The following is a 25,284-nucleotide window of genomic DNA, read 5'->3' as shown; positions in this document are numbered from 1 at the left end:
TTATGGAAAACCTCAGTTTGACTTGTCCTATTTATATGCTAGCACCAGGCAGCAGAATGGTCATATTCAAACATATTAATGATGGCCTTCCATAAATACTGCAAATCATCTTCGCTGAAACCGGTCACTTTCCGGGCCAAGTTAGCCGATACATAGCCATCTACACGATATAACGCATAGGGAATGATGTACTTTCTGCCAATTTCTGTGTTTTTGTTTTCAGCATCTTTTTCCGTCGTGATGGCGACACGGGTAATGGTGACTTCCTGTGGCATGATGGGATCAATGCTGCGGGCAAAACCCAACTGAACAGGACCGCGAACTTGGCCACAATTGAGGGCACTCTTGACAAAGGTCGTCATAACGGCGCCAAAGGTGCGTATGTCAAAGAAATTCTGGCACATGAAATCACAGATTTTACGGTCCAGTTCCGGATCGCCCGTCTTCATCTTTTTGATGTCCTTTTCTTCTTTAACCCCTACATATTCCAAGGCTTCTTTATCACTGCGCTGCAAAGGAACGCCTTCTTTAACGTAAATACGATAGCCAGGTTTATCTTCGCAAATCGTTTCAATGCAATTGCGTATCTTACGCTTCAAGCAGACATCGGTAACCAGGCCATACCCCGTTTCCGGATCCACACGCGGCATATTACCGGCATCGGGATCACCATTGGGATTACCATTTTCTACGTCAAACAGGATGGTAAATTCATAGCGATGCTTAATAGGTTCTGACATCTTATTTTTCCTCCTTCTTCACATACCGTTTCTGGGTCTGATGATAATAGCCTAAAATGAATAAGCCCTGGTCACTCAAGTTCATCCGGGTTGGAATTGGCTGGTCATTCATCTCGATTTTCCCTTCCAACTCTGTAAGTAATTTTTCTAGACTAATCTTCAATCCCCTTCTGTCATTCAATTTGCGTAAATGGTGATTAGCCATTTTCAATAAAATCGGAAATACCCATCCCGGGGTCGCAGCCGCACTATTAAAAAATCGATCCTTAATGGTGCTGTTGATATTGGGATTGGCTTCTTCCTGAATTTGTTCCAATACAGAGAACAGTCTGCCTAATACATAGGCCGTATTCGTACTTTCTTCATTCAACGCCACAGTTATCGTCTCTCCTTTCGGGAAATTCTTCAATAAACAAGCCTTGATGATAGCGGTTTTTTCAGCAGTAATTTTATATATATGCTTATCTTTATCATCTTGATCTGCTTTAACTCTCAACATGACGTGGTTGTATAAAGCCTGCGGGTAAGGCGTATCCGAGAGGATGCTCCGCATCACGGCGCCTGCCAAAAGTGGGGATGCAGTTTTATCTTTACTTTTTTTATTCACCGTTTCCCCCATCAATCTCCATAATGGCAAGTAAGCCCGATGCTGCTGAGGCATAACGATTTCCAGTCTTTCATAATGTTTGCGCACGTGGTCGATAAAATGACCGAACGTATCCTGTAAGAAAAAACGGACTGAGAGTCTGGCTGCATTTGGCGATAACCCTAAGATATAAAAAGGCGTATCGGGATGGATGGGAACTCCTTGAAAATCAAAGGGCATCCCTTTTTGGATGTGAGAAAACAAGGCATCAAGTGTCTCATCATCAACAGTGTCATCATCTTCAAAAACGGCGCTATGAAGCAAATCCTGATAGGCTTCTTCCCCATTGGCTGCCCAATAGACGACAGTCGTATTGCCAATGACCTTGCAATGCTTTTCATCGGCAATGAGTTGATTCAATGCCGTCGTATAGGCGAAAGCGGCATGTTTACTGACAGGAGCATTATAGCACTGTCCACCAGAATGACCGTATGATTCAAAAGCCTCTGCGTTAAAGGATACTAAGGAAGCTCCCGAAGACTGGGCACCGCGGACGCCTTTGATATTAGGATGGATGCGGGCAATGGGTCCTATTTTTCCTGTGACCAAACACTGCCCTTTGACAGCATCATCAGATGGTTGATTATAATGGGCATCCCAGGCGTTCCTGATGGTTTCATCATCTTGAACAAAGACGCCCTCAACAGCATACATTACATTGGCTGTTAATAGGTTGGTGGTCAGGTACGGTTTCAATACGGAATGATTTTCTGCTGTTTCCGGATTCCACGTCGTAAAAAAGCGCTTCAAAGCCGCTGCTGACGGCGTGTGGACAGCTTCTAGGATATCTAAATGATATTGTTTCATCGTTTCAAAACAAGCTACACTCCGTTTTTTATCCTTTTCCCATTTTGTTGCCGCATCTCCCGTCATATCCGCCGTCTTATTTTCCTTGGGCAGGCCCAGGCAATATGCGGCATTAGCCCATAAGAACTGAGGCCGGATGCCCGATGCTTTTTTCACGCCTTCCGGCAGCATATGGGTGGTAGGCACAGATACCTTCTTTTTTCCCCGCATCACTTCTTTTTCCAAAGACAGGATGCCGATGACTTCGCCCTGTTGATTCAGATTCACAGCATAAGAAATCTTATAGTTTCCCCATCCTGGTTTGGCAATAGCACCCTGTCGGGCTAAGGTTTCATAGTAATCTACCAATGATTGTAAAATCATGAGTGCACCTCACAATCCCGCAAATCCAGGACCCCGTTATGTAAGGTCGCCTTGAAGAACATAGGCCGTATGTGCTTTAAGTCGGAATAATCCATGTCATACAGCATATACCCTAATTCCTTATCTTCCCCGGCATAGGCTGTCGGCACACTGTCAAATTCATATTCCCGGAAATTGACAGGAAATTCCCGGCAGCCAAAATAAGGCGTATGATAGCATTGCCCCCGTTTCAGGCGGCGGCGGATGATATCCTGGAACTTTCCTGCATTGTCAGAAGCATTGGCCTTATCAGTCAATTCAAAATGCGCTTCGATGACATAATGCACCTTGCACAGTACCATGGAAGCCCGTTGCTGTATTTCTTCTTTCGTACTCAAATACAACGCCACATTTTTCTTAGTCATCGCCTGCTTGGCCGCTCTGGCACTGGCCTTTGCCTTAACTTCATTACGGCGTATATTGGTAAATTGGATAGGACTGAGGACATAGATTTTATCAATAATCCATCTGAGTCCGGGATGCCAATAAATGGCCTCAATGATGCCTCGTGCTGCAGACGGTGTCATGACATCATAACTGACACGTTCCGTTTTCATTTCCGGCCGGGAAAACAAGGCATAATCTCCCCAAACCTCTACGCGTATTGCCATATCATCATCTCCTCAATTTATAAAAAGATGCCTATTCCATCTTCCATATTGACGACGAGCCCTGTATCCGGGTCATATCTCATCGGATCTTTCAGTACGTACAATCCTAGATCCAATGCGTCCAGCTTATTCGTTTCCCAGAGTTTCTCGAACTGGTTCTCATAGACGCTGACCATATATTGATTGGCCTTACGGAGTATGGACCGGTTACAAACACCGGCTCTCAATTGTGTCAGGATTTTCTGATTATCCAGGTCATCATCTATGGGAATAAAAACAGGTCTGCTATCTTCTTCTATCAGTTTAAAATCTTTTGCAATCTCTGTAAAGTCCGGAGTATTTACTTCTAATCGTTTTAAAATATTTTTGCTGTCCAGCTGGTCTTCGCCAATCGTGTAATGGAGCTGGTCGAAATACGCTTTAATACTCTCTGCACTGGCTATGTCGGCATGGTGCTTCGCCACCATCTGGGTTATTTCAATAGGGCGCCGCACGAAAGCAGGGATCCGGTTCATAGGCTTATGCAAATCATAAATATATACGGTACTGTCTTCGGTCCGCTGTTTCCCTTCCCGATTGCAGCGGCCGCCGGCCTGGATAATACTATCCAGGCCGGCAATTTCACGATAAACAACAGGGAAATCGACATCGACGCCAGCCTGAATCAAGCTGGTTGAAATGACCCGGCATGACAAACCATCCTTAAGGCGTTGACGGATGATTGCTAAGACGCGGCGCCGATGAGCCGGATACATGAAGGTCGACAAATGATAACATCCATCGCCCGCCATCATCTGATACAAGTCCCGAGCGTCCTTCTTGGAATTAGTGACACACAGGACCTGCTCATGCTCTTTCAGCTGCGCTGCCAAGGATTCCAAAGAATCTACATCCATGAATCGATAAGTGACGCGCCTGAAGAATTCATACAGTCCTTGTGTATCCGGGCAGATTTCCCGCCCTTTCAGGCCTTCTCCAATCTGGGAAAAATACGTTTCCAAACTCGGCTGCGTTGCCGTACATAATACAGCTGTGCAGCGATAATTGGCCACCAATTCGCCTATACTGCGGATACACGGCCGCAAATAAGGCTCAGGGAGCATCTGCGCTTCATCAAAGATGAGGACACTATTGGCAATATTATGTACCTTGCGGCACCGGCTGGTCTTGGCCGCAAAGAGGGATTCAAAAAACTGCACATTCGTCGTCACAATGACGGGCGCATCCCAGTTTTCAGTCGCCAGCTTTTTGCGGTTCAAGCCATCATCTTCCTTTTTGTCATTATCCTCTTTATTGTCATCTTTATCGTAATCGACATTCATATGGTGTTCGATGATGTTACCATCTCCCAGGATATTGCGGAAAATATCAGCAGTCTGTTCAATAATCGACGTATAAGGGATGATATAAATAATCCGCTGTTTCTTATACTTTACAGCGTGTTTCAAGGCAAAAGCCAAGGAAGACAAGGTCTTACCGCCGCCGGTCGGAACGGTCAGGCTAAACATACCGGGTTCCTTTTCAGCTGCATCCAGACATTGCTGATAAATTTCCTGCCGTTTTTGATTGATAGGCGTAGTGGGTTCCCCAAATGTTGCATAATAAGCAAAAAATAAATCGTGAAGTTCCTGCATCGTCGCGAATCCGCCGCGCTGCACCTTGCCATCGTTCACGAATTGTTCCGTATCCAAGAAATCGGCATCGACTAAGCAGGAAAAAAGCATACGGATGAAGAAAGAGTAATAAAACTGGTCTTTTCCGTATAAAAAGGCCGGTGCCTTGCGAATCGGCAGCGGTTCAGGCAATTCCTGCCGATAAGCCGAATAGTCCAGCTTGCCTTTCAATTCTTTTTTCAGCCGCCCCTTCAAGGTACCGTCATCGGCTTTCGATAATTTCGTTCCTATATTGAGGAGGCCGCTGTGATGGCTGGCAATACAGAGAGCCAAAGGACCATTCTTTATTTTCTTCATCAGCAAGGCACCAGCCGTAGAATGATCGACCCGCGGTCCCTCTTCCAGGATCCGTTGCTGGAAAGCCGCGCTATATTTCCCGGTGTCATGATATAACCCGGCCATCTTCCCCCATTCGGCCGCATCAAATATACTGGCAAATCGTTCTGCCAAAAGGCTGGTCCCTTTCAAATGGTCTATCAGCAGCTGCTGTCGTCCCTCTTCGCTAGTATGCCCAATATATGTTCCCATCTATTTTCCCTCATATAACTTATTTGATAATTATTTATGAATTTATTGTATAATGATATTATAACATAAACCCATAATAAATATATATCTATGTTATCCGCCTCCTCCCTGCAGGACGCAAAAAACCTGCCACACGCTATGTGCAACAGGTTTTTCCAATTGGTATTCTATTCAATCCGTCTCCGTATCATGGGGATATACCGGTCGATGCTGTCTGGTTCCTTTTTGGGCTTCCCGTCTCAGAACTTCTTGCATTCGCCGATGAAGCCGCGCAGGACGTTGGGGATAGCCAGGTCTTTGGTACCTGCCCCGTAAGCCGTGGTTTCGTGGATCAGTTCTTCCGGGTGCGGGCCGGCATAGGAGGCCAGTGTCTTGACCAGGGCGGCTCCCGTCGGGGTGACGAGTTCGCCATCGATGTCCGTCGAGTAATAGGGCAGGCCTGCCAGGAGTTCCGCCGTTGCCGGTGCCGGTACGGGCATGATGCCATGGGCGCAGCGGACGAATCCGCTCCCCGCGTGGAGGGCCGATGTGCCGATTTGTTCGATGTGCAGGTAATCGAGGGCCCAGATGGTCCCTACGATATCGAGGATGCAGTCGATGGCGCCCACTTCATGGAAATGGATGTCGCTGACGGGCACGCCGTGTACTTTGGCTTCGGCTTCGGCCAGTGCCTGAAATACGGCCAGGCTCTTTTGTTTGATGGCTTCCGTAAACGGGGAGGCTTCGATGATAGCCGTGATTTCTGCCAGTCCCCGGTGCTGATGATAGTGATGATGGCCCGTAGCATCGATAAGGGAAGCCGCCGTCTTTACGGACTGACCGTGATCGTGGTGGTCGTGATCGTGGTGGTCATGGTCGTGATGGCCGTGTTCATGATCGTGATCATGGTGGTCATGACCTTCTTCGTGATCGTGGTGATGGTGATGGTCCTGTTCCGAGTCGAGGAGGACATTATAATACACGGACTGGATGCCCAGTTTGTTGACCGGCTGGCAGATCAGGGAATAGCCGTCCAGTCCCAGCTGTGCCATGGCTTTTTGAAATTCTTCAAAGGGAACGCCGGCCTGGATCAGCATGCCGATGAACATATTGCCGCTGATGCCGGAAAAGCAGTCAAGATACAATGTTTTCATAGATTTATAGCACCTCTTTTTTTATATTCCTATATATAGTAGTATACGCAGGAATTACACTACCGCCTATCCCCACAGGGGGCATCGGCTTTTCTAGTCTTCTTTCATGGATTCTACGGCCGCGTCGAGTACGGAAAGGCCCAGGGCCGATCCCATGCCCTGGTCATCTTTGCCGGGATCGCTGACGACGGGCTTCATGTGCAGGTATTCCATCTGCATCTGATGCACCGGTTCGGCATAAGCCGCCGAGGGAAATACGTATCCCGTCACAGCCGGCTGCAGGGCCTGCGCCACCAGGACGGCCGATCCGGTCACGGCGTTGTCAAAGACCAGTGCGACGTGGCGGTGTGCCGCCGACAGGATGCATCCCACCATGGCGGCGATATCGGGTGCGCCTGCTTTCTGCAGCAGTTCGAGCGGCCGGGCGCAGTCGAGGCCGTGGGTACGGAGGACGGCGCCGAGGCGTTTCATCTGGTTTTTGGCTTTTAGCGATCCCGCAAGGTCCGTCATCCGGGAGCGGTAAAAAGCCGCCGTCAGGATAAAGGCCGTCAGGATGGCCCGTTCTCCCAGATTGCCGATGCCGATGGCCGTATAGCCTTCGTCGGCCAGGTTCTGGCCGATCTGGACGCCACTGTACAGGGCATCGAGCATGTCGTCTTCCGACATGGCCGGGCCGTTTCCATAGTAATGGCTCCCGGCCATGACTTTGAGTACCTGGACGCCCGGCGATTCGGGAATGTCTTCCTGAAGTCCCATATCGAGGAGCAGTACGCCGGCTCCGACTTTGTGGGCGACTTTGTTGATGGGGCCGCGGCCGCTGGCGATTTCCAGGGCGTCGGCCTTGCTGTTTTTGCCCTGTGATTCGTTCTTGCCGCCATCGACGGCGTGGTCGGCCGCAAACAGGACGACGGCCTTCTTCAAAAGATCATGGCGCGCACTGCCCCGTATGGCTGCCAGCCGTCCTGCCAGATGACACAAGACCGTGTCGGCCCGGCCGGAAACAGCCAGTTTTTCTTCATAGGAACGGGCAAAATCCCCGTCCACTGGTTCTATCATTGAAATAAATTGCTGTAATTCAGCATCCATGTCGTTTCCTCCTTCACGTGATATCTATAGTATATCACAGGAAGGGCGGTCGTAAAAAGAGAGTCTCTCTCAGAACCATTCGTTGTTTGAGATTCTTCAGAGGAAGTGTATCCCCAGTTCTCATTATCAAAATGTTTTAATTAACTAAAACGTTATACTTATATTTTTTATAATGTATGTAAAATATTTCATTATATAATTTTGTCATTCCTTTCATATTCAACGTATAGGTGTAACGTCATACGGCACTTTTCTATATAAATTTGTAATAAATAACAGTACCGAATATCATATAACATGTAAAGATTGTTGTAAAAACACGGCAAAAGTAAATCATGTCGTGCCGTTATAGCATAAATCTTTAGCATTTTAAGATTGCGTATTCGCCCTTTTGTCTACTGAAGGAAGAAAGGCTCTTGAATTTTTTGGCGTAAAGACTTATAGTTAAGGCGTGATACAGGGTATGTTTTTTGCGGGTCCTCTCATTTATTATCTTCCCGCAGAGAATAGTGCTACTATTTAAGAAGGAGGTTTTTTGTATGAACGGTTTGTTTGTTGTTATTATTTCTGCATTAGTGTTCATACTGGCTTACCGGTTCTACGGCGCTTTCATTGGTGCCAAAGTCCTGACGGTCAACCAGTACAATGTCACACCAGCCTTCCGTTTCGAAGATGGTCATGACTATGTACCGACGAATAAGTACGTCGTATTTGGTCATCACTTCGCTGCTATCGCTGGTGCTGGCCCGCTCGTAGGCCCGGTCATCGCTGCCCAGTTCGGGTATCTGCCCGGTGCCTTGTGGATCCTCATCGGTGGTGTTCTCGCCGGTGCTGTCCATGACTGTGTTATCCTCTTCTGCTCCATGCGGTACGATGGCAAATCCATCGCTGAAATCGCAAAAGCCCAGATTGGTGATAAGACAGGTCTGGCTACGTCCTTTGCCGTATTGTTCCTGAATATCCTCGCTATGGCTGGTATGGCCGTTGTTATTTCCAACGCCCTGCATGACAGCCCCTGGGGTACATTCACCATCGGCATGACGATTCCTATCGCTCTGTTCATTGGTATTTACATGCAGTTCCTCCGTCCTGGCAAGATCAAGGAAGGCACGGTCATCGGTGTCGTCCTGACATTGCTGGCTGTTATCGTTGGTCCTGCTGTACAGGCTTCTCCGACACTGGCTCCGATCTTCACCATCAGCCGCCACGGAATTGATATCGCCCTGATCATCTACGGCTTCGTTGCCGCAGCTCTTCCGGTATGGCTGCTCCTGGCTCCGCGTGATTACCTCTCCACGTACATGAAAATCGGTACTATCGGTGCTCTGGCTATCGGCGTTATCGTCGTCGGCCCGACCATCCAGATGCCGGCCCTGACCCAGTTCTGCGCTGGCGGCGGCCCGGTCATCACTGGCCCGGTTCTTCCGTACATCTTCATCACCATCGCCTGCGGTGCTGTTTCCGGTTTCCATTGCATGATTTCTACTGGTACAACTCCGAAGATGCTGATGAACGAACGCTCCATCGTTCCTGTCGGTTATGGCGCTATGCTGACCGAATCTTTCGTAGCTATGATGGCCCTCATCGCAGCTACATCCCTTGTTCCGAATGATTACTTTGCTATCAACTCCACAGCCGAACATTTCAATGCTCTCGGCATGCAGGTCGTCGATCTGCCGCAGTTGAACGCAATGGTTGGTGAAAACGTTGCCCATCGTCCTGGCGGTGCTGTATCGCTGGCTGTCGGCATGGCATTCATCTTCTCCAACATCCCTGGTCTTGATTCTCTCATGAGTTACTGGTATCATTTCTGCATCATGTTCGAAGCATTGTTCATCATGACAATTATCGATGCCGGCACACGTGTTGGCCGTTACATGCTGCAGGAACTCGTTGGCCGTGTATGGACCAAATTCGGCGATCCCCATTGGACTCCGGGTGCCATCATCGCATCGGCTGCTATCTCCGGCGCATGGGGCTACATCCTCGTACAAGGCAACTTGTCCACGATCTGGCCGATATTCGGTGTATCCAACCAGCTGCTCGCCATCATCACCCTGGCTATTTCCTCTGTTGTTATCTGCAGCATGGGTAAAGCCCGCTACATCTGGGTTACAGGTATTCCGTGGGCATTCCTTACTGTCGCTATCTTCTGGGCAGATTTCCTCAACATGTTCAACATTTATCTGCCGAAGGGCGAAATGCTCCTGTTCGTCGTATCTGCCATCATGGCTATCCTGGTCATCATCGTAAGTATCAGTTCTCTCAAGAAATGTCTGGAACTCTCCAAGACGGTTCCGGCCAGCTACACGACTACCAAGTCGGTAGAAGAAGAAGGACTGAAGAAACTCCAGGAACTGGTCGCTACAGATCCGGTAGCAAAACGCTTTGCCGAACAGACCTGCCCGAAAGACTTCAAACAGGCATAATCTAGTCTGGTAATAGAAAAGGACGATCGCATTTGCGGTCGTCCTTTTTTTGGTATATAGTAGGTTCGAGGTGATTTTCATGAATACAACACAGCCCTGCATGGACTGTCCCCGTCAGTGCCATGTCGTCCGTCCGCTAAAAAGCGACGGCATCGGCCCGGACCTTCCCGGCTACTGCCATAGCCCGCTCCAGCCGGTGCTGGCAAGGGCAGCCTTGCACTTCTGGGAAGAACCATGCATCAGCGGCAGCCGCGGATCGGGCACGGTCTTTTTTTCCAGCTGCAACCTGCGCTGCTGTTTCTGCCAGAATTCCCAGATCAGCATGGATGGCAAAGGGATTCCCGTCACGGTGTCCCGGCTCCGGGCCATCTACCACGAACTCATCGCCCAGGGAGCGCACAATATCAATCTCGTGACCCCCACGCCGTATACGCGGGCCATCCTGGAAAGCCTGTCGGAGCCGCTTCCCGTACCGGTCGTCTACAACTGCGGCGGCTATGAACGGGTAGAAACGATCCGGGCCTTCGAAGGGAAAGTCCAGATTTACCTGCCTGACCTGAAATACATGGACTCCGCCATGGCAGAACGCTACAGCGGTGCCCGGGACTATCCGGACATAGCAGCCAGTGCCATCCTCGCCATGTACGAACAGACAGGCCCCTACGTCCTGGACGACGACGGCATGCTCCAAAAGGGCGTCGTCATCCGCCATCTCATCCTGCCTGGCCACGTAGACAACACAAAGCGCGTCATCGACTGGGTACGGGACCACTTCGAGCCGGAACAAGTCCTGTTCAGCCTCATGCGCCAGTACATCCCCTGCGGCCGGGCCAGCGAATACCCGGAAATCGACCGGCCCCTGACGGACGAAGAATACGACGAGGCCGAACAATACCTCTTTGACAGCGGCATCGAAGACGGATTCGTACAAGAAAAATCCAGCGCCAGCGAAGGATTCATCCCGGCGTTTGATGGGACAGGCGTATAAGAGGACCCACGGCCGGGGACTTGTTTCCCCTGTCTCACTCGGTATGGTGCCATCTGCTTCGTTGTCATCAGTCGCCATAGCGCCGCTATGACTCCTTCTTCCGCCTTGCATCTGACACCATCCCAGGCGATTCAGGATGGAAACCGGCCCCGGTCGTGGGTCCTGGATGCTGATTTTTGAGAAAAGAGCCGGTTCATCGAATTAGTTTCTTCGTCAAACTCCAAACTGAAAACTTCAAACTATCCCTTCCCGTCCCCGCCGACGATGCCTGAACGTAAAACGCCAGCCGTCGCGGCACTAGAATTGCTAATTTTAAGTATAATAAGCCGGTTCGACAAACCGGCTTGTTTCATCAAACTCCAAACTTCAAACTCCAAACTCCAAACTATCCCTTCCCGTCCCCGGTCGTGGGTCCTGGATGCTGATTTTTGAGAAAAGAGCCGGTTCGAAGTGCCGTGTAGCATGGCGTCCCCGTGATAAGCAGAGAACCACATTTGAAGGAGTGCAACGACGCGCAAATGTGTGTGAATCGCTTATGCCGAAACGCAGTGCCCTATTGAAGCCCCTTTTCAGAAATATAGGAATTTCGTGGTTTCGGTAAGGGAAGCTGTCAGCTTTGCTGACTGAAGGGTCCTTTCATCATCTGAGTTCTCGTATCTGAGTCCGAGAGCGTGGCACGTCGAACCGGCAGCATCCCTGCACGAGGAAGCGGACTCATGATGGACTTACTATGGAAGTAAGAACCCTTCCGCCACTTCGTGGCCCTCCTTCCCTTATCAGGGACGGCTTCCTACGCAATAAACCGGCTTTTTTCATCAAACTTCAAACTCCAAACTCCAAACTATCTCCTACTCCACATCGAATATTTTCCCCGGGTTTAGGATGTCGTTGGGATCGAAGGCTTTTTTTACGGCTTTCATGAGGGCCAGTTCTACCGGGTCTGTATAGTGGGCCATGAGGCTCTTTCTCTTTTCGCCAATGCCGTGTTCTCCGGAGATACGGCCACCCAGGCGGTATACGGCGTCATAGGCTGCCTTTTCAAAGGCTTCTACTTTGGCCGGCCACTGGTCGTCGGGAGTGTCTTTTTTCAGGATGTCCAGGTGCAGGTTGCCATCGCCGGCATGGGCTACAGAGCGGACCGGGGTCTTCTGGTCGGCACTGATTTTTTCCAGTTCTTTCAAGAGGTTGGCCAGTTCGTCAGCAGGGACGACAAAGTCTTCCATGACCATGATAGGGCTGTCTGTCGTCGATGCTTCGGAGAAGTTCTTGCGCACTTTCCAGATCCGTTCGGCGTCGGCGACAAAGACGTCAATGGCGCCGTGGTCATGACAGAGTTCATCGAGGGCGACGCACAGGTCATCGATGCGGTCTTCATCGTTGCTGTCTACCTGGATGATCATATAATTTCCAATATCGGAATGAGGCTGTTTTTCACCGAGGAATTTCTCCGTAACCCGTACGGAATCGTTGTCCATGAATTCCAGGCAGGTCGGTTCGATGCCGGCTTTGGGCAGGGCATTGACGATGGACATGGCGTCGTCGATGGTCTTGAAAATGGCCAGGACGTTGACACTGTATTTGGGCAGGGGCACCAGTTTCAGGACCAGTTTGGTAATGATGCCCAAAGTACCTTCGGAGCCGATGACGATTTTTTCCAGAGGATAGCCTGTAGAGACTTTTTTCAGGCGGCTTCCCAGATGGGTAATCTGCCCCAGGGGCGTCACGACTTCGATGCTATAAATCTGGTCCCGCGTCGTTCCATAACGGACGGCCCGGTTGCCGCCAGCATTGGTCGAGGCATTGCCCCCGATAAAGCAGGAGTCCCCGCTGCAGGGGTCGCCGGCATAGAGCAGTCCCTGGGCTTTGGCGGCGGCTTGTACGTCAGCCGTGCGGACGCCCGGTTCGACGACCATGTACAGTTTTTCCCCGTTCACTTCGAGGATACGGTTCATCTTTTCTGTGCTGAGGATGATACCGCCGTAGGTATTGACGACAGCGCCAAATTCCAGGCCTGTCCCGGCTCCCCGGGGAATGACGGGGATATTTTCCGTATTGGCCAGCTGCAGGACAGCCGCCACATCTTCAGTCGTCGTCGGATACACTACAGCATCGGGCGTACGGAAAAATTCCCGTTCCACCCCTTCATCCCGTTCGTACTGGACGAGGCGGTCCGGATCGGTGGAAACGCCCTTTTCTCCCAGTATATCCACTAATTTCTGTATGATGTCTTTGGTAATTTTCTGATATGGTTTCATCTCATAGGCTCCTTTTCTGTATGCACAAAGCCCGGACAGGCTATCCGTTCTGTCCGGACTTTTATATCATAGCTGATTTACTTTTCCTTGACAAGCATGGCCAGGATAGAAGAAATGATCATCATCGAAGCCAGGACGACAAAGCCCGTCGTAAAGTTGCTGCCCGTCGAGACGAGGCCGAACAAGTAGGGCCCGAAAAATCCGCCCAGGTTGCCGATAGCGTTGATGATGGCAATGGCAGCTGCCCCGGTGACGCCGTCAAACATACGCGACGGAAAAGTCCAGAAGGGGCCTACGGGACATTCACAGCAGGCCGTTGACAGGGACAGGCAGGCCAGGGCCAGGACGGGATAATTATGGAAATACGTCCCTGCCAGAAGGCCCAGGGCGCCGAGGAAAATGGGGACGGCCACGTATTTCTTTTTCTTCTGCGACCGGTCAGCATAGCCTGCCACAAAGCCCATGACCACGATGGCCGTGATCCAGGGGATGGCACTGAGGATGCTGGTGATCATATTATTCGTGCCGGCCATGCCCTTGACGATCTGGGGCAGCCAGAATAAAATCCCGTAAAATCCGATATTGAGGGTCGTATAAATGAGGGCAAAATGCCAGACCTGGGGTTTCGTGCAGACGCTCCACATGGACGTAGAATTGCCCATGGGCTTCGTTGCCCGTTCGCCGGCCAGTTTCTGTACGAGCCAGTCTTTTTCTTCCTCCGTCAGCCACGATACGTCCCGGGGCGAATCGAGGAGGACCCGGTAGGCCACGAAGGAACAGAGCACCGCCGGCAGCCCTTCACAGAGGAAGACCCATTGCCAGCCGGCCAGCCCAGCCAGCCCGTCCATGCCGAGGATGACGCCGCTCAGGACATTACCGATGCACATGGAAATGGCCAGGGACATGTGGAAATAACTGAACGCCCGCGTCTTGGCCTGGAGGGGGAACCAATGGTCGAGATAATAAATGATGCCGGGATAAAAGCCCGCTTCTGCCGCGCCGAGGACAAAGCGCACGATGTACAGCTCGACGGCATTGTGGACGAACATGGTACTCGTGGAAATGAGGCCCCAGACAAAGAGAATGGCGGCAATCCAGCGCCGTGCCCCCAGCCGGGCCAGAATGACATTACTCGGCAGGCCAAAGAGGAAATAACCGATAAAAAAGAGCCCCGCGCCAAAGCCATAGGCCGCCGTGCCGATGCCCAGATCCTGATTCATCGTCAACGACGCAATGCCGATATTGGCCCGGTCTACAAAGGAAATAAAATATAAGAACATAATAAGCGGCATTAACCGCCCAAATAACTTTTTAAACACCCGCTGCTGAATATTCATAAGACCGTCCTTCTTTGAGACTGAATTTTTATAAATCTACATTACATATTATACCACTTTTTATAAATTTGAACAGTCTTTTATACAAATATTCTGGTTTTTTATGACAAGGAAAAGATAGTTTGATGTTTGAAGTTTGATGTTTGAGGAAAAAGCCGCCGTTCGCAGGCCACAGACAGCAAACAAGCCGGTTCGTCGAACCGGCTTTTCTATATAAACTCAGCACTATCTATATAAACTCAGCAACAAAGGACCCACGACCGGGGACGGGAAAGGATAGTTTGAAGTTTGAAGTTTGAAGTTTGGAGTTTGGAGTTTGGAGTTTGATGAAAAAAGCCGGTTCGTCAAACCGGCTCTTTATACTAAAATTAGCAATCCTAGTGCCGCGACGGCTGGCGTTTTACGTCAGGCATCGTCGGCGGGGCCGTCAGATGCAAGGAGGATGGAGGGAGGCGTAGCGGGGCTACGCTGACTGACGACGACGCCGCAGATGATGGTCCAGCCGGCGAGGCATAGTAAATAAGCCAGACGCCGCGGCACGTCAGGGAAACAAGTCCCCAGCCGTGGGTCCTAGAACAAGTTACGGATGAAGGGTACGAAGAAGGGTTCGTATATGACTTTCAGGATGACGAAGACGAAGAGTCCCAGGGTACCACCGACGATGGCGCCGTTGATACGGATCCAGGCCAGGTCTTCCCCGACTTTGCTTTCCAGGAAGGCATTGAATTTCTTCTTGTCAAAGCCGGACAGAACTTCCCGCACGGCGACGCCGATGAGGGAGTGTTCGTGTTCCAGGATGACTTCACAGCCCCGGCGGATCTGATCGTCGATCCAGTCTTTGATTTCCGGATACTGGCTGCAGTAGTCGAGGTAATGCATGAATTCCCCTTCCAGGAGGTTCTGCAGCTTGTCTTTTCCTTCTACGCCCGTCGTAAAATAAGCCTGACTGGCGCGCTGGGTCGATGTGAGCCACATTTCTACCGGCAGGGAATCGACAAACTGGTCCTGCCAGCGCTGTACCGTGTAGGTCAGCTGGCCGTTCATGGCATACATCTGCAGTTCCAGCTTCTGGCACAGCCACTGCCGTTCTTTGCCGCCGGCGTGTTCCCACCGTTCCAGCCAGATGATGATGCCTTTCTGCACGTCTTTGGCCACTTTTTGGGTATCGACCATGCCGGTAAATTTATTCAACGTCATGATGAGGTGCGGAGCCGTCCGGGATTCGGCCATCCATTCGTCGAGAGCCTTGACGAGGACGGCTTCAAATTCCTTGCTGCGCACGCAGTCCTTGATGAGGCCGATGATGTCGGTCAGCATCTGGCTGTCCGGGTCTTCCAGCATGGTGATCATGCGGTCCTGGAGAAAGCTCAGGAGAGGCTGCCGCTTGAGGTAGGCCCGGATATGGGCTGCGATATACTGCTGATTCTTGCTCTGGCGGCCATATTCATAGGCCTGCTGGGCGACTTCATACAACAGGGCCCGGAATTTTTCCCGGCCGCCGCTGGCCAGCCAGTTCGTAAATTTATCTACGAAGGAGACGGTATACAATTTGTCTTTCCACATGCCCGGCTGCAGAAGTTTTTCTGATACGACATGGGTCATGCCGTCTATGATCTGCGTGCGGTGGCTGTAGACCAGTTCCGTGTGATAGGGGAATCCCAGAGGCCGTTCGAAGAGGGCCGTCACGGCGAACCAGTCGGCAATGCTGCCGATGAGGGCCGACTGGATGACGAAAAACAGAAGTTCTCCCAGAATGCCCACTTCATGGCTGTACCACCACCAGAATACCAGGACAAAGCACAGGAAAGATAAGGCCAGGATGGCATTTGCCCGCTGACGGTATGTCATATTACCAGCCTCCTTTCAACGCGTACATGGCAAGGAAGATGCAGGCCCCGAGGACGGCGCCTACCAGCGACCCGTTGACGCGGATCATCTGCAGGTCGTACCATACGCGGCTTTCCAGTGCATCGGCCAGTTCCTGGGCATCATAGGCCAGGATTTCTTTTTCTGCCGTCGCGCCGAACCATGTCTGGAGCCGTTTCAGTTCCTTTGCTGCCAGAGCCAGGACCATGCGGTTCATCTGTTCTACCTGCAGGTCGCTGCTCTTCCAGCCTTCGAGGCGTTCGATGGCATAGGTCGCAGCGGTACGGCAGATCCGGTTCTGCCGGTCCGGGTCCTGTACGTAGCGCTGCCACGCTTCTTTCATGTCCGGACGGGAAACGACATGGTGGAACAGGCGCATCTTATAGCTTTCCAGCCGTTCCTGCCATGCCGGATTGACTTCCAGCTGTTCAGCCTGACGCCAGATGAACTGCATGGCTTTTTTGCGTTCTTCCGAATCGGGTTTCTTCGCTTCCTGCAGCACCGCCAGGAATTTTTCCTGCAAGTTGGCTGCCACCCGTTCGGGACTGAACATATCACTGGCCAGTGCCGCCTTGACGATGAGGGCATAGACGAAATTCCGGTGTTCATACTGGCGCAGGGATTCGCGGTAAATATCGGCGATGTACCGTTTGGCCGTTTCGCTTTTTGTCATCGATTCCAGGGTGCAGATGAGAAAATCCAGGAAATCATTTCCCGATTCCCCGACCAGGCCGGTCTGGAGAGCCTTGCCCATAATCGGTGCTACGCGGATTTTTTCAATGGCATCGGCGCCCATATCGGAAAAGGCTTCGACGATTTTTTTCATGTCCAGGGTATACAAAAACGTGTTGAGGACGTGCCCCAGGACGCGTTCTGCCGACTGGAATCCCTTTTCCGTGTGCAGGTACGAAAGGCCTGCTTCCAGGACGGGATGATGCTTCAGTACCTGGTACATATTGGGGACGGTCAGGATTTCACTCTCGATCATATGCCGGGCCGTTTCGGCGATCCGTTCCTTGCTGCTGGGGATCAGTGCCGTTTTGAAAGAAATCCCCAGGGGCCGGCGGAACAGGGCCGTCACGGCATACCAGTCGGCCAGTCCCCCGATGAGGGCCGCACCGGACAGGTGCATGATGAGGCCTCCCCAGAACAAGTCCCGGAAAGGATAGGAAAAAAGCAGGAGCAGCGCCGCGATAATCAGTATATAATTGGCAATATGACTCCGCGCCTGCCCTGTCGTTGTCTCAAATTGGGTCATTATCGTTCCTCCTCCGGCTCATGCCGGTCGTGTAGTGTACCTGTGTTACCACAGTATTTTTGTATCTCCGCTATGGACAGGAATCCACAGTGGCTGATCCGGCCAGGCCTTACGGAATGCCTCCGACGGCTGCCAGGGAGCGCCAAAATAGTGCATGGGGACCAGACAGAGCTTGACCGTCACGTGCTTCAGAAATTCCGACACGCCCCATTCCCGGGCCCGTTCGAGGCGGGCATCGACGGGGAAAAAGGCCACATCGACGGTGAGTCCGTCCAGTTTCTGCATTTCGGCGTCAAACATGCGTTTTGCGTTTTCGTTATTTTCATCGGTATCGCCATCCCAGTGCCACCAGTTCAGATCTCCGGCATGGAACAGGCTCAGCCCGTCCGTGCGGACCAGGAAGGAACCGCCTTCGTCGGTCGAGCCGAACTGGGTCACGATGGCATCGTCGATGCGCCGCGTATCATAGACTTCCATAGAATACAGTTTGTCTTCCGGGGCCTGCCGGAACGGTACGTCCTTATTGACGATATAGGCCTGTGCTTTATGGGAAAAATCGATGATATGGCGGTTGAAATGGTCGCCGTGCCAGTGGCTGACAAAGAACCACAACGGCTTTTCACCGTCGGCATAACGGCGCACGATGCGCTGTTCATCCTGATAATAATCAAATACGAGCACTTTCGTCGCTGTCTCCACAGCAAACCCGCTGTGAGCCAGATAGGTTATCTGTATACTCATCGTACCGCCTCCTGAAACGGGTATGTATTGAATTCTCCTTTGATGTATGCGTCATAGAGCCGGCGCCGTTCACTGCGCAGATGATAGGCACTGATGGGCCACATCTGCGTCCTGCCCTGAGGGCCGCGCCGGGCGATCCAGAGCTGTTCCGGATGGAACAGGTCGTTATCCAGGAGCAGCAGGTCATGGGTCACACCCAGCAGCTGGCCCCTGTTTTCTTTCTGATGGACGAAATCGCGGATGAGATGCTGCAGGACCGGTGTCATCCAGTAGGCATCGAGGTCATCGATGATGACCGTACTGCCCTGCCGCATCTGGGCCAGTCCGGCTGCCAGGGCCGCCATCTTGCGCAGGCCCGCCGCTTCATCGGAAAGCCGGCAGGGACGGGGCTCGCCGTGACGCCATAGCAGGACCTCGGCCGTATCGCCATCTCCCGTATAGGAAATGCGGCAGATGGACGGGTCGATGAGCTGCAGCAGAAACAAGATATCCCTTTCCTCTGACTGCCAGTATTTCCATTCTACCTCAGACAGGCGCATGGGCATCTGCTGCCAGACCGTCATGTCCCGTTCCCGCACGATGTGGACCGCTGCCGCCATCCTGCGCAGGCCTTCACTTTCTGGCAGAAAGGCCGCCGTCTGGGCGAGGATATCTTCGCTGCTGCTGACGCGCGGGGCATCTCCCGGCCCATGCCATTCAAGCACACCCCTGCTGTAGGCATACAGCACAGCGCCTCCCAGAGAAAGGCTCTCTTCCTCTATGCCCTCTGCCGTATAGGACAGGCTGTAGTCATAGGATCGGGCACTGGTTTCATCATACAGAGAAATGGCAAATGACACGGGGCCGTTTCCTGAAGGCAGAAGCGCCGGCGTCCACCCTTCGAGGATGGTGTCCAGCAAAAACTGCAGGGCAATGAGCAGATTGGTCTTGCCGGCGCCGCTGGGGCCGAATACCAGCAGGGAGCGCATGATTTTATACTCCGACACGGCAGAAAAACAACTTTCATACCGCGTACCTTTGATACGCCTATGGTCGGAAGGCACGAGGCGCAGTGTCACCGTATCAGAAAACGACAGACAGCCCCGTACAGAGAATCGAACAAGCATATGGTATTTCCTCCCTTAGTATTAGTCCTATTATACCACACATCTATATCAACTTATATATACAGCTGAATTTATACACAAAAAATCTGTCCATAAAATAAAAACCACCTTTTTAGTGATTTTTTGGTTTTTTCTATTGACAAATCAAAATGGAAAGTGTACTATAATCGTAAACATTGAGATAGCGATGAGCAAACCAAGTACCTGTAACAACGGTCGTCAGAGAACGCAGGCCATAGGCTGAAAGCCTGCCCGGCACGTATTGCAGCGAATGCCTTTGCGAGCTGAACAGGGGAACTGTGAGTATCCTGTTCCGGCAGCCGCCGTTACCGGTACCGAGTGGCAGTTATACTGCAACCAGAGTGGAACCACGGTCCGCCGCCTCTGAACGAGACGGCGGATTTTTGCATCATCGGGGGGGGAAACCGTATCCACGTCTGCAGGCACGCGCTCAATGTATACTATTTTTGTCCAATTTTTATGGAGGGATGTCATTATGGGTAAAATTTATAAAAGCTCTTTGGAATTAGTAGGTCATACACCGCTCTTAGAACCACAGCGTTTCAATAAAAAATCCGGCGTCAAGGGAAAAGTCCTGGTCAAACTGGATATGTTCAACCCGGCCGGATCTGCCAAGGACCGCATCGCCAAAGCCATGATTGAAGATGCCGAACAGAAAGGCATCCTCAAAGAAGGTTCGGTCATCATCGAACCGACCAGCGGCAACACGGGCATCGGCCTGGCCGCTGTCGCCGCTGCAAAAGGCTACCGCGCTATCTTCACCATGCCGGAAACCATGTCCGTCGAACGGCGCAACCTCATTGCCGCCTACGGTGGTGAAATCGTCCTCACGGAAGGCAAAAAAGGGATGCAGGGAACCGTTGATAAAGCCAACGAACTGGCAAAAGAAATCCCCAACTCCTTCATCCCCGGCCAGTTTACCAACCCTGTAAACCCGAAAGCCCACAAAGAAACGACGGGCCCGGAAATCTATGAAGATACAGACGGCCAGGTCGATATCTTCGTCGCCGGTGTCGGCACAGGCGGCACCCTCACAGGCGTAGGCCAGTACCTCAAAGAAAAGAAACCGTCCGTCCAGATCGTAGCCGTCGAACCGGCTGATTCTCCGCTCCTGTCCGAAGGCCATGCCGGCCCGCACAAACTCCAGGGCATCGGCGCCAACTTCGTACCGGAAACACTGGACACCAAGATTTACAACGAAGTCTTCACCGTCACGACGGACCAGGCCTATGACACAGCACAAGCCTTCTCCCAGGAAGAAGGCTTGCTCATCGGTATCTCCGGTGGTGCTGCACTCTACGCAGCCACCCAGATTGCCAACCGCCCGGAAAACGCCGGCAAAACTGTCGTAGCCTTCCTGCCCGATAACGGCGACCGCTACCTGACCACACCGGACTTCATCAAACAAAAGTAAAACCACCTCATATACTCTACTCCCAGAAAATGGGCTGTCCCAGGAAGCAACACCCGGGACAGCCCATTTTCCATATACGGGAAGAGATAGTTTGGAGTTTGAAGTTCGGAGTTTGGAGTTTGATGTTTGATGAAGAAACCGGTTCGTCGAACCGGCTTTTCTATATAAACTTAGCAACAAAGGACCCACGACCGGGGACGGGAAGGGATAGTTTGAAGTTTGGAGTTTGGAGTTTGATGAAGAAACCAGTTTGATGAACCGGCTCTTTTCTCAAAAATCAGCATACAGGACCCACGACCGGGGACGGTTTCCATCCTGAATCGCCCGGGATGGTGCCAGATGCGAGGCGGAAGAAGGAGCCATAGCGGGGCTATGGTGACTGATGACAACGAAGCAGATGGCGCCATACCGGGCGAGGCAGGGGGAATAAGGCCCCGGCCGTGGGTCCGATTACCAATCTATCAATATCCTCTTTTTATAATCCCTGTACCGCTTGAGCACGGTCTCATTTGTATTGACCGCCCGTTTCAGCGACTGATACGCCAGGGCCCGTTTTTCTCCGTAATGGTTGGCCAGGCGCAGTGATACCGACGTGACCGGGGCCAGCCACCATGTGTGGGTAAAGACCGCCGCCGTGACGCCCAGGGCATGGCACACGTAGGAAAGGACGGACCGGCGTCCAAATTCGTTTCCTTTCCGGTAGTCGGATAAGTCCGCTTTCCGGGACACGGAATAGGCAATGAGGATATAGGGGATCAGCGACGGGAACAGGCTGTCGCTCTGCACTGCCTCTGCCGCATCGACGTGTTCCAGCACATACTGGGACAGTTCTTCATTGGAAATGCCACTGTTGATCAGATGTGCCGACATATCCCCCATGGTCACCTGGCTGTAGACTTCATCTGTAGAGACAATATCGATATGGGGATACCGTTCAAAGGCATTTTCTATGTACTGGGCCGATTCTGTCGCTTTGAGCTGCAGTACGTCATTGATACTGCCATCGCTATTATAAATCGCAATATCCCACCCGGGCTGCGTCGCCGACTGGGCCATTTCAGCATGACACCCGGCTGGCAGATGGCCGTCGTTCAGATAGTCCGTATAGCGTATTTCAAATAACTTTCCCTTCAGCCCGTTTACAAATCCATCGAGCTGGTCTTCATCCATTCCTTCTATGGCACTGCGGAAATCCATATCTGCCGCCTTGTCGGGATAGGCCAGCTCATAGGCCTGCTGCAGGTCATCGGGGATTTTCCAGCCCAGCAGGCGCTGCCAGAAATTCGGCAGGCTAAGGCCAATCGAATCGAGGATCATATCCCGCTTCGTTTCCCCCTGCAGCTGGCTTTTCGCTATCAAATGCTGGATATCCTGATATTCCAGAGACTGGTCGCGCAGCCTGGCGATGAGCGCGTCAAAATCCCGCTGCCGGTACGTCAGTCCCCGGACATTGCGCACCATGCCCACACTGCCCTTTGCGGCACCTACGACAACGCCGCCGGCCAGTTTTGCCATCTTTTCCTTTTCCATGGATACACTCCCATCACAGATGCACCACCTCAGCACATCTGTCTGAATTATTTTCATAACGTGCATGCTATGTATGCATTATACCATAGAAATGAAATGGCTGCACGATAAAGAAAGGGAGCCCTTTACCTTGACGAGGATATTGACGAACCTGATTGTTTTCCGTATTATAGACATAGAAAAAGGGGCTGTAACAAAATGAGCTTTTAACCCATTTTGTTACAGCCCCTTTTTGTATATATCTCTTTATTCAACGGGCTGGCAGAGCGCTTTGATGTCTATCTTGCGGTCTTTTTCCAGCATGCCTGTTTCGATGAGGAAGTCCTGTGTCTTTACGAGGTCTTCTATATCGGCATCGGTGATGGCCGGGTTGAAATCGTACCATCCAGCCATGGCCTGTACCTGGTCTTCCGTAAGGCCTGTTTCTGCGGCGGCTGTGCCGTAGTATTTCTGCGGGTCTGCCAGGTAGTCTTTGACGACTTTTTCATGGGTCTGCATGAATTTCTTTGCTGTATCGGGATACTGTTTGATGAAATCGCTGCGCATGGCTATGACGATGGTGGCATCGAGGAGGCCCTTGCCCGTCGTCAGGGTGCGTGCACCGTCATTTTTCATTTTCAGTGTCGCCGGTCCTGCCAGCAGTGCCGCATCAGCACTGCCGCCGCTGAGGGCCGCCGCTGCCTGAGGAATGCCCATGGATACGAACTGGACGTCATCGGCGCTCATCCCTTCTTTGGCCAGTGCCGCCAGGAGCAGCTGGTGCAGGATGGTGCCTTTCGGCCCGGCAATTTTCTTGCCTTTCAGGTCTTTGACCGACTGGATGGATGGGTCTTTGGTCATGATCATGAACGCTTCCGGTGCCCGGCTGTAGACGCCGACAACGGTCAGGTCGATGCCGTTGGCCTTGGCCAGGATAGCACTGGTCCCGCCCAGGGCATGGCAGACGTCGATTTTGCCGGCAGCCAGGGCTTCTGTCTGTTTCGGGCCGGCATCGAGATCCGAATAGGTGATGGAAATGCCGTCATCCTTGAATGCCTTTTCAAATACCTGATCTTTCTTTTCTATAATGGAGGGAATATTGAGGGGGGATTTGACATAGGTCATGTTGATCGTTTCCGGTTTCTTTGCCGTCCCGCCGGCCTTGTCCTGTCCACATCCGGCAAGACCTGCTACGGCCATGACGACGGCCAGGCCTGCCAGTACGAGTTTTACGCTTCGTTTCATATACGATTCTCCTTTTCTTCATTAAGAATATGCAAAATGTCTGTTTTCATTGCCAGCCGTCCGGCAACAGACGGCCGGGGATATCCTTCGTCGTTTCTCACACGGCTGCCACAGCATCCCTTGTGCATGACCAGGATGTCCTGTCCCAGCCGGACCGCTTCATCGAGGTCATGAGTGATGAATACGATAGTCATGGGCTGCCGTACATACTGGTCCATGAGCTCGTCCTGCAGTTTTTCCCGGGTAAAATAGTCCAGGGCCGCAAAGGGTTCATCCATGAGCAGCAGCCGTGGCCGGCACGACAGGGTACGCACCAGGGCGGCCCGCTGGGCCATGCCGCCTGACAGCTGATCCGGATAGGCTTGGCGGAATGAGTCGAGGCCGAAATCTTTCAGATACTGCCCGGCCAGTTCTTCCGATCCGCCCATGCCATGCTGCCAGATGCATACGTTTTCTTCTACGGTCAGCCAGGGAAGCAGGCGCGGCGTCTGGAACATGACCCCTGTCCGGGGACGAGGCCCGCCGAAATCGAGGATCCCTTCATCGGGTTGTTCCAGCCTGGCCAGCAGGCGCAGGAGCGTCGTCTTGCCGCAGCCGCTCTTTCCTACGATGACCGTAAACGAGCCGTCCCGTACAGACAGGCTGCAATCGTGCAGGGCGGCGACCCGTTTCCCATCGGGCAGGGTATAGAACCGGGACAGGTTCTCTATGCGGATATCACTCATGATGCCATTTCCTTTCTGTCCAGAGATAGCGCCGGCCCAGGAATCTCATGAATGCATCGGCGGCGATTCCCAGGATGCCCAGAGTCAGGATACCGGCCAGCACGATGTCGGGACGAGCCATTTCTTCCCCGTCGAGGATGAGATACCCCAGTCCTGCCGCGGCGGCAATCATTTCCGCCCCGATGAGGGACCGCCAGCTGTATCCCAGGCCGATGCGCAGTCCCGTGTACATGGCCGGAAGGGCCTGGGGAAGGCGGATATGCCAGAAAATGGCCCGGGAAGACAAGCCATAGACGCGGCCCATTTCCAGCAGCTGTTCATCGGGATGGGACATGCCATCGAGGGTATTGAGGAATATGGGGAAAAATGTCGCCAGGACGACGATGATGATTTTGCTGGCCTCGCCGATGCCGAACCACAGGATGAGCATGGGCAGCAGGGCCAGGGGCGGCACGTTCCGCAGAAATTCCAGGAGGGAATGACAGACGCGGCGGGCCGCCGGGTGCAGGCCCAGCCATATGCCGCCGGGCAGGGCCAGTGCCGATGCAATGGCAAATCCCGTAAGGACCCGCATCAGACTGGCCCCGACATGACGGGCCAGCTGTCCGGAAGAGGCCAGCTGCAGCCAGCTGGTCCACACCCGTTCCGGCGGCGGGACGATATACGACCCCCACCAGTGCCACGTGCTTCCCAGCTGCCAGCATATGCCCAGAAGCAGTGGCAGGGCACCGATTGTCAGTATTTTCGTTAGTATTCGTTTCATG

19 protein-coding genes are annotated in these 25,284 nt (G+C 52.2%); 3 read left to right on the top strand and 16 right to left on the bottom strand.

Features of this window, described 5'->3' with window-relative positions:
* Nucleotides 1–38: 38 nt before the first annotated feature.
* From cas7c to DW949_RS05615, 6 genes are all read right to left on the bottom strand, one after another.
* Nucleotides 39–740, bottom strand: a complete 702-nt coding sequence (gene cas7c, locus DW949_RS05640; RefSeq protein WP_233539503.1) for a type I-C CRISPR-associated protein Cas7/Csd2 — start codon at nucleotides 738–740, stop codon at nucleotides 39–41.
* 1 nt (nucleotide 741) lies between these two features.
* Nucleotides 742–2,556 carry a type I-C CRISPR-associated protein Cas8c/Csd1 gene (gene cas8c / locus DW949_RS05635; RefSeq protein WP_118022269.1) on the bottom strand — a complete coding sequence of 605 codons (1,815 nt, stop codon included), beginning with the start codon at nucleotides 2,554–2,556 and terminating at the stop codon, nucleotides 742–744.
* A complete protein-coding gene (gene cas5c / locus DW949_RS05630; RefSeq protein WP_118022268.1) occupies nucleotides 2,553–3,206 on the bottom strand; it encodes a type I-C CRISPR-associated protein Cas5c in 654 nt (217 codons plus the stop codon). Before cas5c ends, cas8c begins: the two co-directional genes overlap by 4 nt.
* Before the next feature lie 17 nt (nucleotides 3,207–3,223).
* Nucleotides 3,224–5,407 carry a CRISPR-associated helicase Cas3' gene (gene cas3, locus DW949_RS05625; RefSeq protein ID WP_118022267.1) on the bottom strand — a complete coding sequence of 728 codons (2,184 nt, stop codon included), beginning with the start codon at nucleotides 5,405–5,407 and terminating at the stop codon, nucleotides 3,224–3,226.
* A 239-nt stretch (nucleotides 5,408–5,646) separates the two neighbouring features.
* The gene (locus DW949_RS05620) at nucleotides 5,647–6,540 is read right to left on the bottom strand and encodes a LarC family nickel insertion protein (RefSeq protein WP_118022266.1); all 894 of its coding nucleotides are present in this window, start codon (nucleotides 6,538–6,540) and stop codon (nucleotides 5,647–5,649) included.
* 93 nt (nucleotides 6,541–6,633) lie between these two features.
* Nucleotides 6,634–7,626, bottom strand: coding sequence for a nicotinate-nucleotide--dimethylbenzimidazole phosphoribosyltransferase (locus tag DW949_RS05615; RefSeq protein WP_118022265.1), 993 nt, complete (start codon nucleotides 7,624–7,626; stop codon nucleotides 6,634–6,636).
* Nucleotides 7,627–8,165: 539 nt separating this feature from the next.
* On the opposite strand from DW949_RS05615, the gene DW949_RS05610 reads away from it, so the two are divergent.
* Both DW949_RS05610 and DW949_RS05605 read left to right on the top strand, forming a co-directional pair.
* Nucleotides 8,166–10,055, top strand: a complete 1,890-nt coding sequence (locus DW949_RS05610) for a carbon starvation protein A (protein WP_118022264.1) — start codon at nucleotides 8,166–8,168, stop codon at nucleotides 10,053–10,055.
* 79 nt (nucleotides 10,056–10,134) lie between these two features.
* Nucleotides 10,135–11,043, top strand: a complete 909-nt coding sequence (locus DW949_RS05605) for a radical SAM protein (RefSeq protein ID WP_118022263.1) — start codon at nucleotides 10,135–10,137, stop codon at nucleotides 11,041–11,043.
* Nucleotides 11,044–11,891: 848 nt separating this feature from the next.
* Here the strand turns inward: DW949_RS05605 and DW949_RS05600 are convergent.
* The 6 genes from DW949_RS05600 to DW949_RS05575 form a co-directional block, all read right to left on the bottom strand.
* Nucleotides 11,892–13,298, bottom strand: coding sequence for an FAD-binding oxidoreductase (locus tag DW949_RS05600; protein WP_118022262.1), 1,407 nt, complete (start codon nucleotides 13,296–13,298; stop codon nucleotides 11,892–11,894).
* A gap of 77 nt (nucleotides 13,299–13,375) precedes the next feature.
* On the bottom strand, nucleotides 13,376–14,635 hold the full coding sequence (locus DW949_RS05595; RefSeq protein ID WP_118022261.1) for an MFS transporter: 1,260 nt from the start codon (nucleotides 14,633–14,635) through the stop codon (nucleotides 13,376–13,378).
* Between the two features lie 570 nt (nucleotides 14,636–15,205).
* Complete coding sequence (locus tag DW949_RS05590) at nucleotides 15,206–16,483, bottom strand: DUF445 domain-containing protein (protein ID WP_118022260.1); 1,278 nt, start codon at nucleotides 16,481–16,483, stop codon at nucleotides 15,206–15,208.
* Nucleotide 16,484: 1 nt separating this feature from the next.
* On the bottom strand, nucleotides 16,485–17,759 hold the full coding sequence (locus DW949_RS05585) for a DUF445 domain-containing protein (RefSeq protein WP_118022259.1): 1,275 nt from the start codon (nucleotides 17,757–17,759) through the stop codon (nucleotides 16,485–16,487).
* A 45-nt stretch (nucleotides 17,760–17,804) separates the two neighbouring features.
* Entirely contained in the window at nucleotides 17,805–18,500 is a 696-nt protein-coding gene (locus DW949_RS05580) for an MBL fold metallo-hydrolase (RefSeq protein ID WP_118022258.1), read from the bottom strand.
* On the bottom strand, nucleotides 18,497–19,606 hold the full coding sequence (locus tag DW949_RS05575) for an ATP/GTP-binding protein (RefSeq protein ID WP_118022257.1): 1,110 nt from the start codon (nucleotides 19,604–19,606) through the stop codon (nucleotides 18,497–18,499). The genes DW949_RS05580 and DW949_RS05575 overlap by 4 nt, the downstream gene beginning before the upstream one ends.
* A gap of 496 nt (nucleotides 19,607–20,102) precedes the next feature.
* On the opposite strand from DW949_RS05575, the gene cysK reads away from it, so the two are divergent.
* Nucleotides 20,103–21,041 carry a cysteine synthase A gene (gene cysK, locus DW949_RS05570; RefSeq protein ID WP_118022256.1) on the top strand — a complete coding sequence of 313 codons (939 nt, stop codon included), beginning with the start codon at nucleotides 20,103–20,105 and terminating at the stop codon, nucleotides 21,039–21,041.
* A gap of 450 nt (nucleotides 21,042–21,491) precedes the next feature.
* Here the strand turns inward: cysK and DW949_RS05565 are convergent, their stop codons facing one another.
* From DW949_RS05565 to DW949_RS05550, 4 genes are all read right to left on the bottom strand, one after another.
* Nucleotides 21,492–22,571: a hypothetical protein gene (locus tag DW949_RS05565; protein ID WP_118022255.1), complete on the bottom strand. Its 1,080-nt coding sequence runs from the start codon at nucleotides 22,569–22,571 to the stop codon at nucleotides 21,492–21,494.
* 246 nt (nucleotides 22,572–22,817) lie between these two features.
* Nucleotides 22,818–23,795 carry an ABC transporter substrate-binding protein gene (locus tag DW949_RS05560; RefSeq protein WP_118022254.1) on the bottom strand — a complete coding sequence of 326 codons (978 nt, stop codon included), beginning with the start codon at nucleotides 23,793–23,795 and terminating at the stop codon, nucleotides 22,818–22,820.
* Nucleotides 23,792–24,520 (bottom strand): ABC transporter ATP-binding protein, encoded by a 729-nt coding sequence (locus DW949_RS05555; protein WP_118022253.1) that lies wholly within the window; start codon nucleotides 24,518–24,520, stop codon nucleotides 23,792–23,794. The genes DW949_RS05560 and DW949_RS05555 overlap by 4 nt, the downstream gene beginning before the upstream one ends.
* The gene (locus DW949_RS05550) at nucleotides 24,513–25,283 is read right to left on the bottom strand and encodes an ABC transporter permease (protein WP_118022252.1); all 771 of its coding nucleotides are present in this window, start codon (nucleotides 25,281–25,283) and stop codon (nucleotides 24,513–24,515) included. Before DW949_RS05550 ends, DW949_RS05555 begins: the two co-directional genes overlap by 8 nt.
* Nucleotide 25,284: the final 1 nt, after the last annotated feature.

It is taken from the genome of Megasphaera sp. AM44-1BH (assembly GCF_003467125.1).
GTDB lineage: Bacteria > Bacillota > Negativicutes > Veillonellales > Megasphaeraceae > Megasphaera.
The sequence above is the reverse complement of the archived record's forward strand: the minus strand, read 5'-3'. Positions and strand labels throughout refer to the sequence as shown.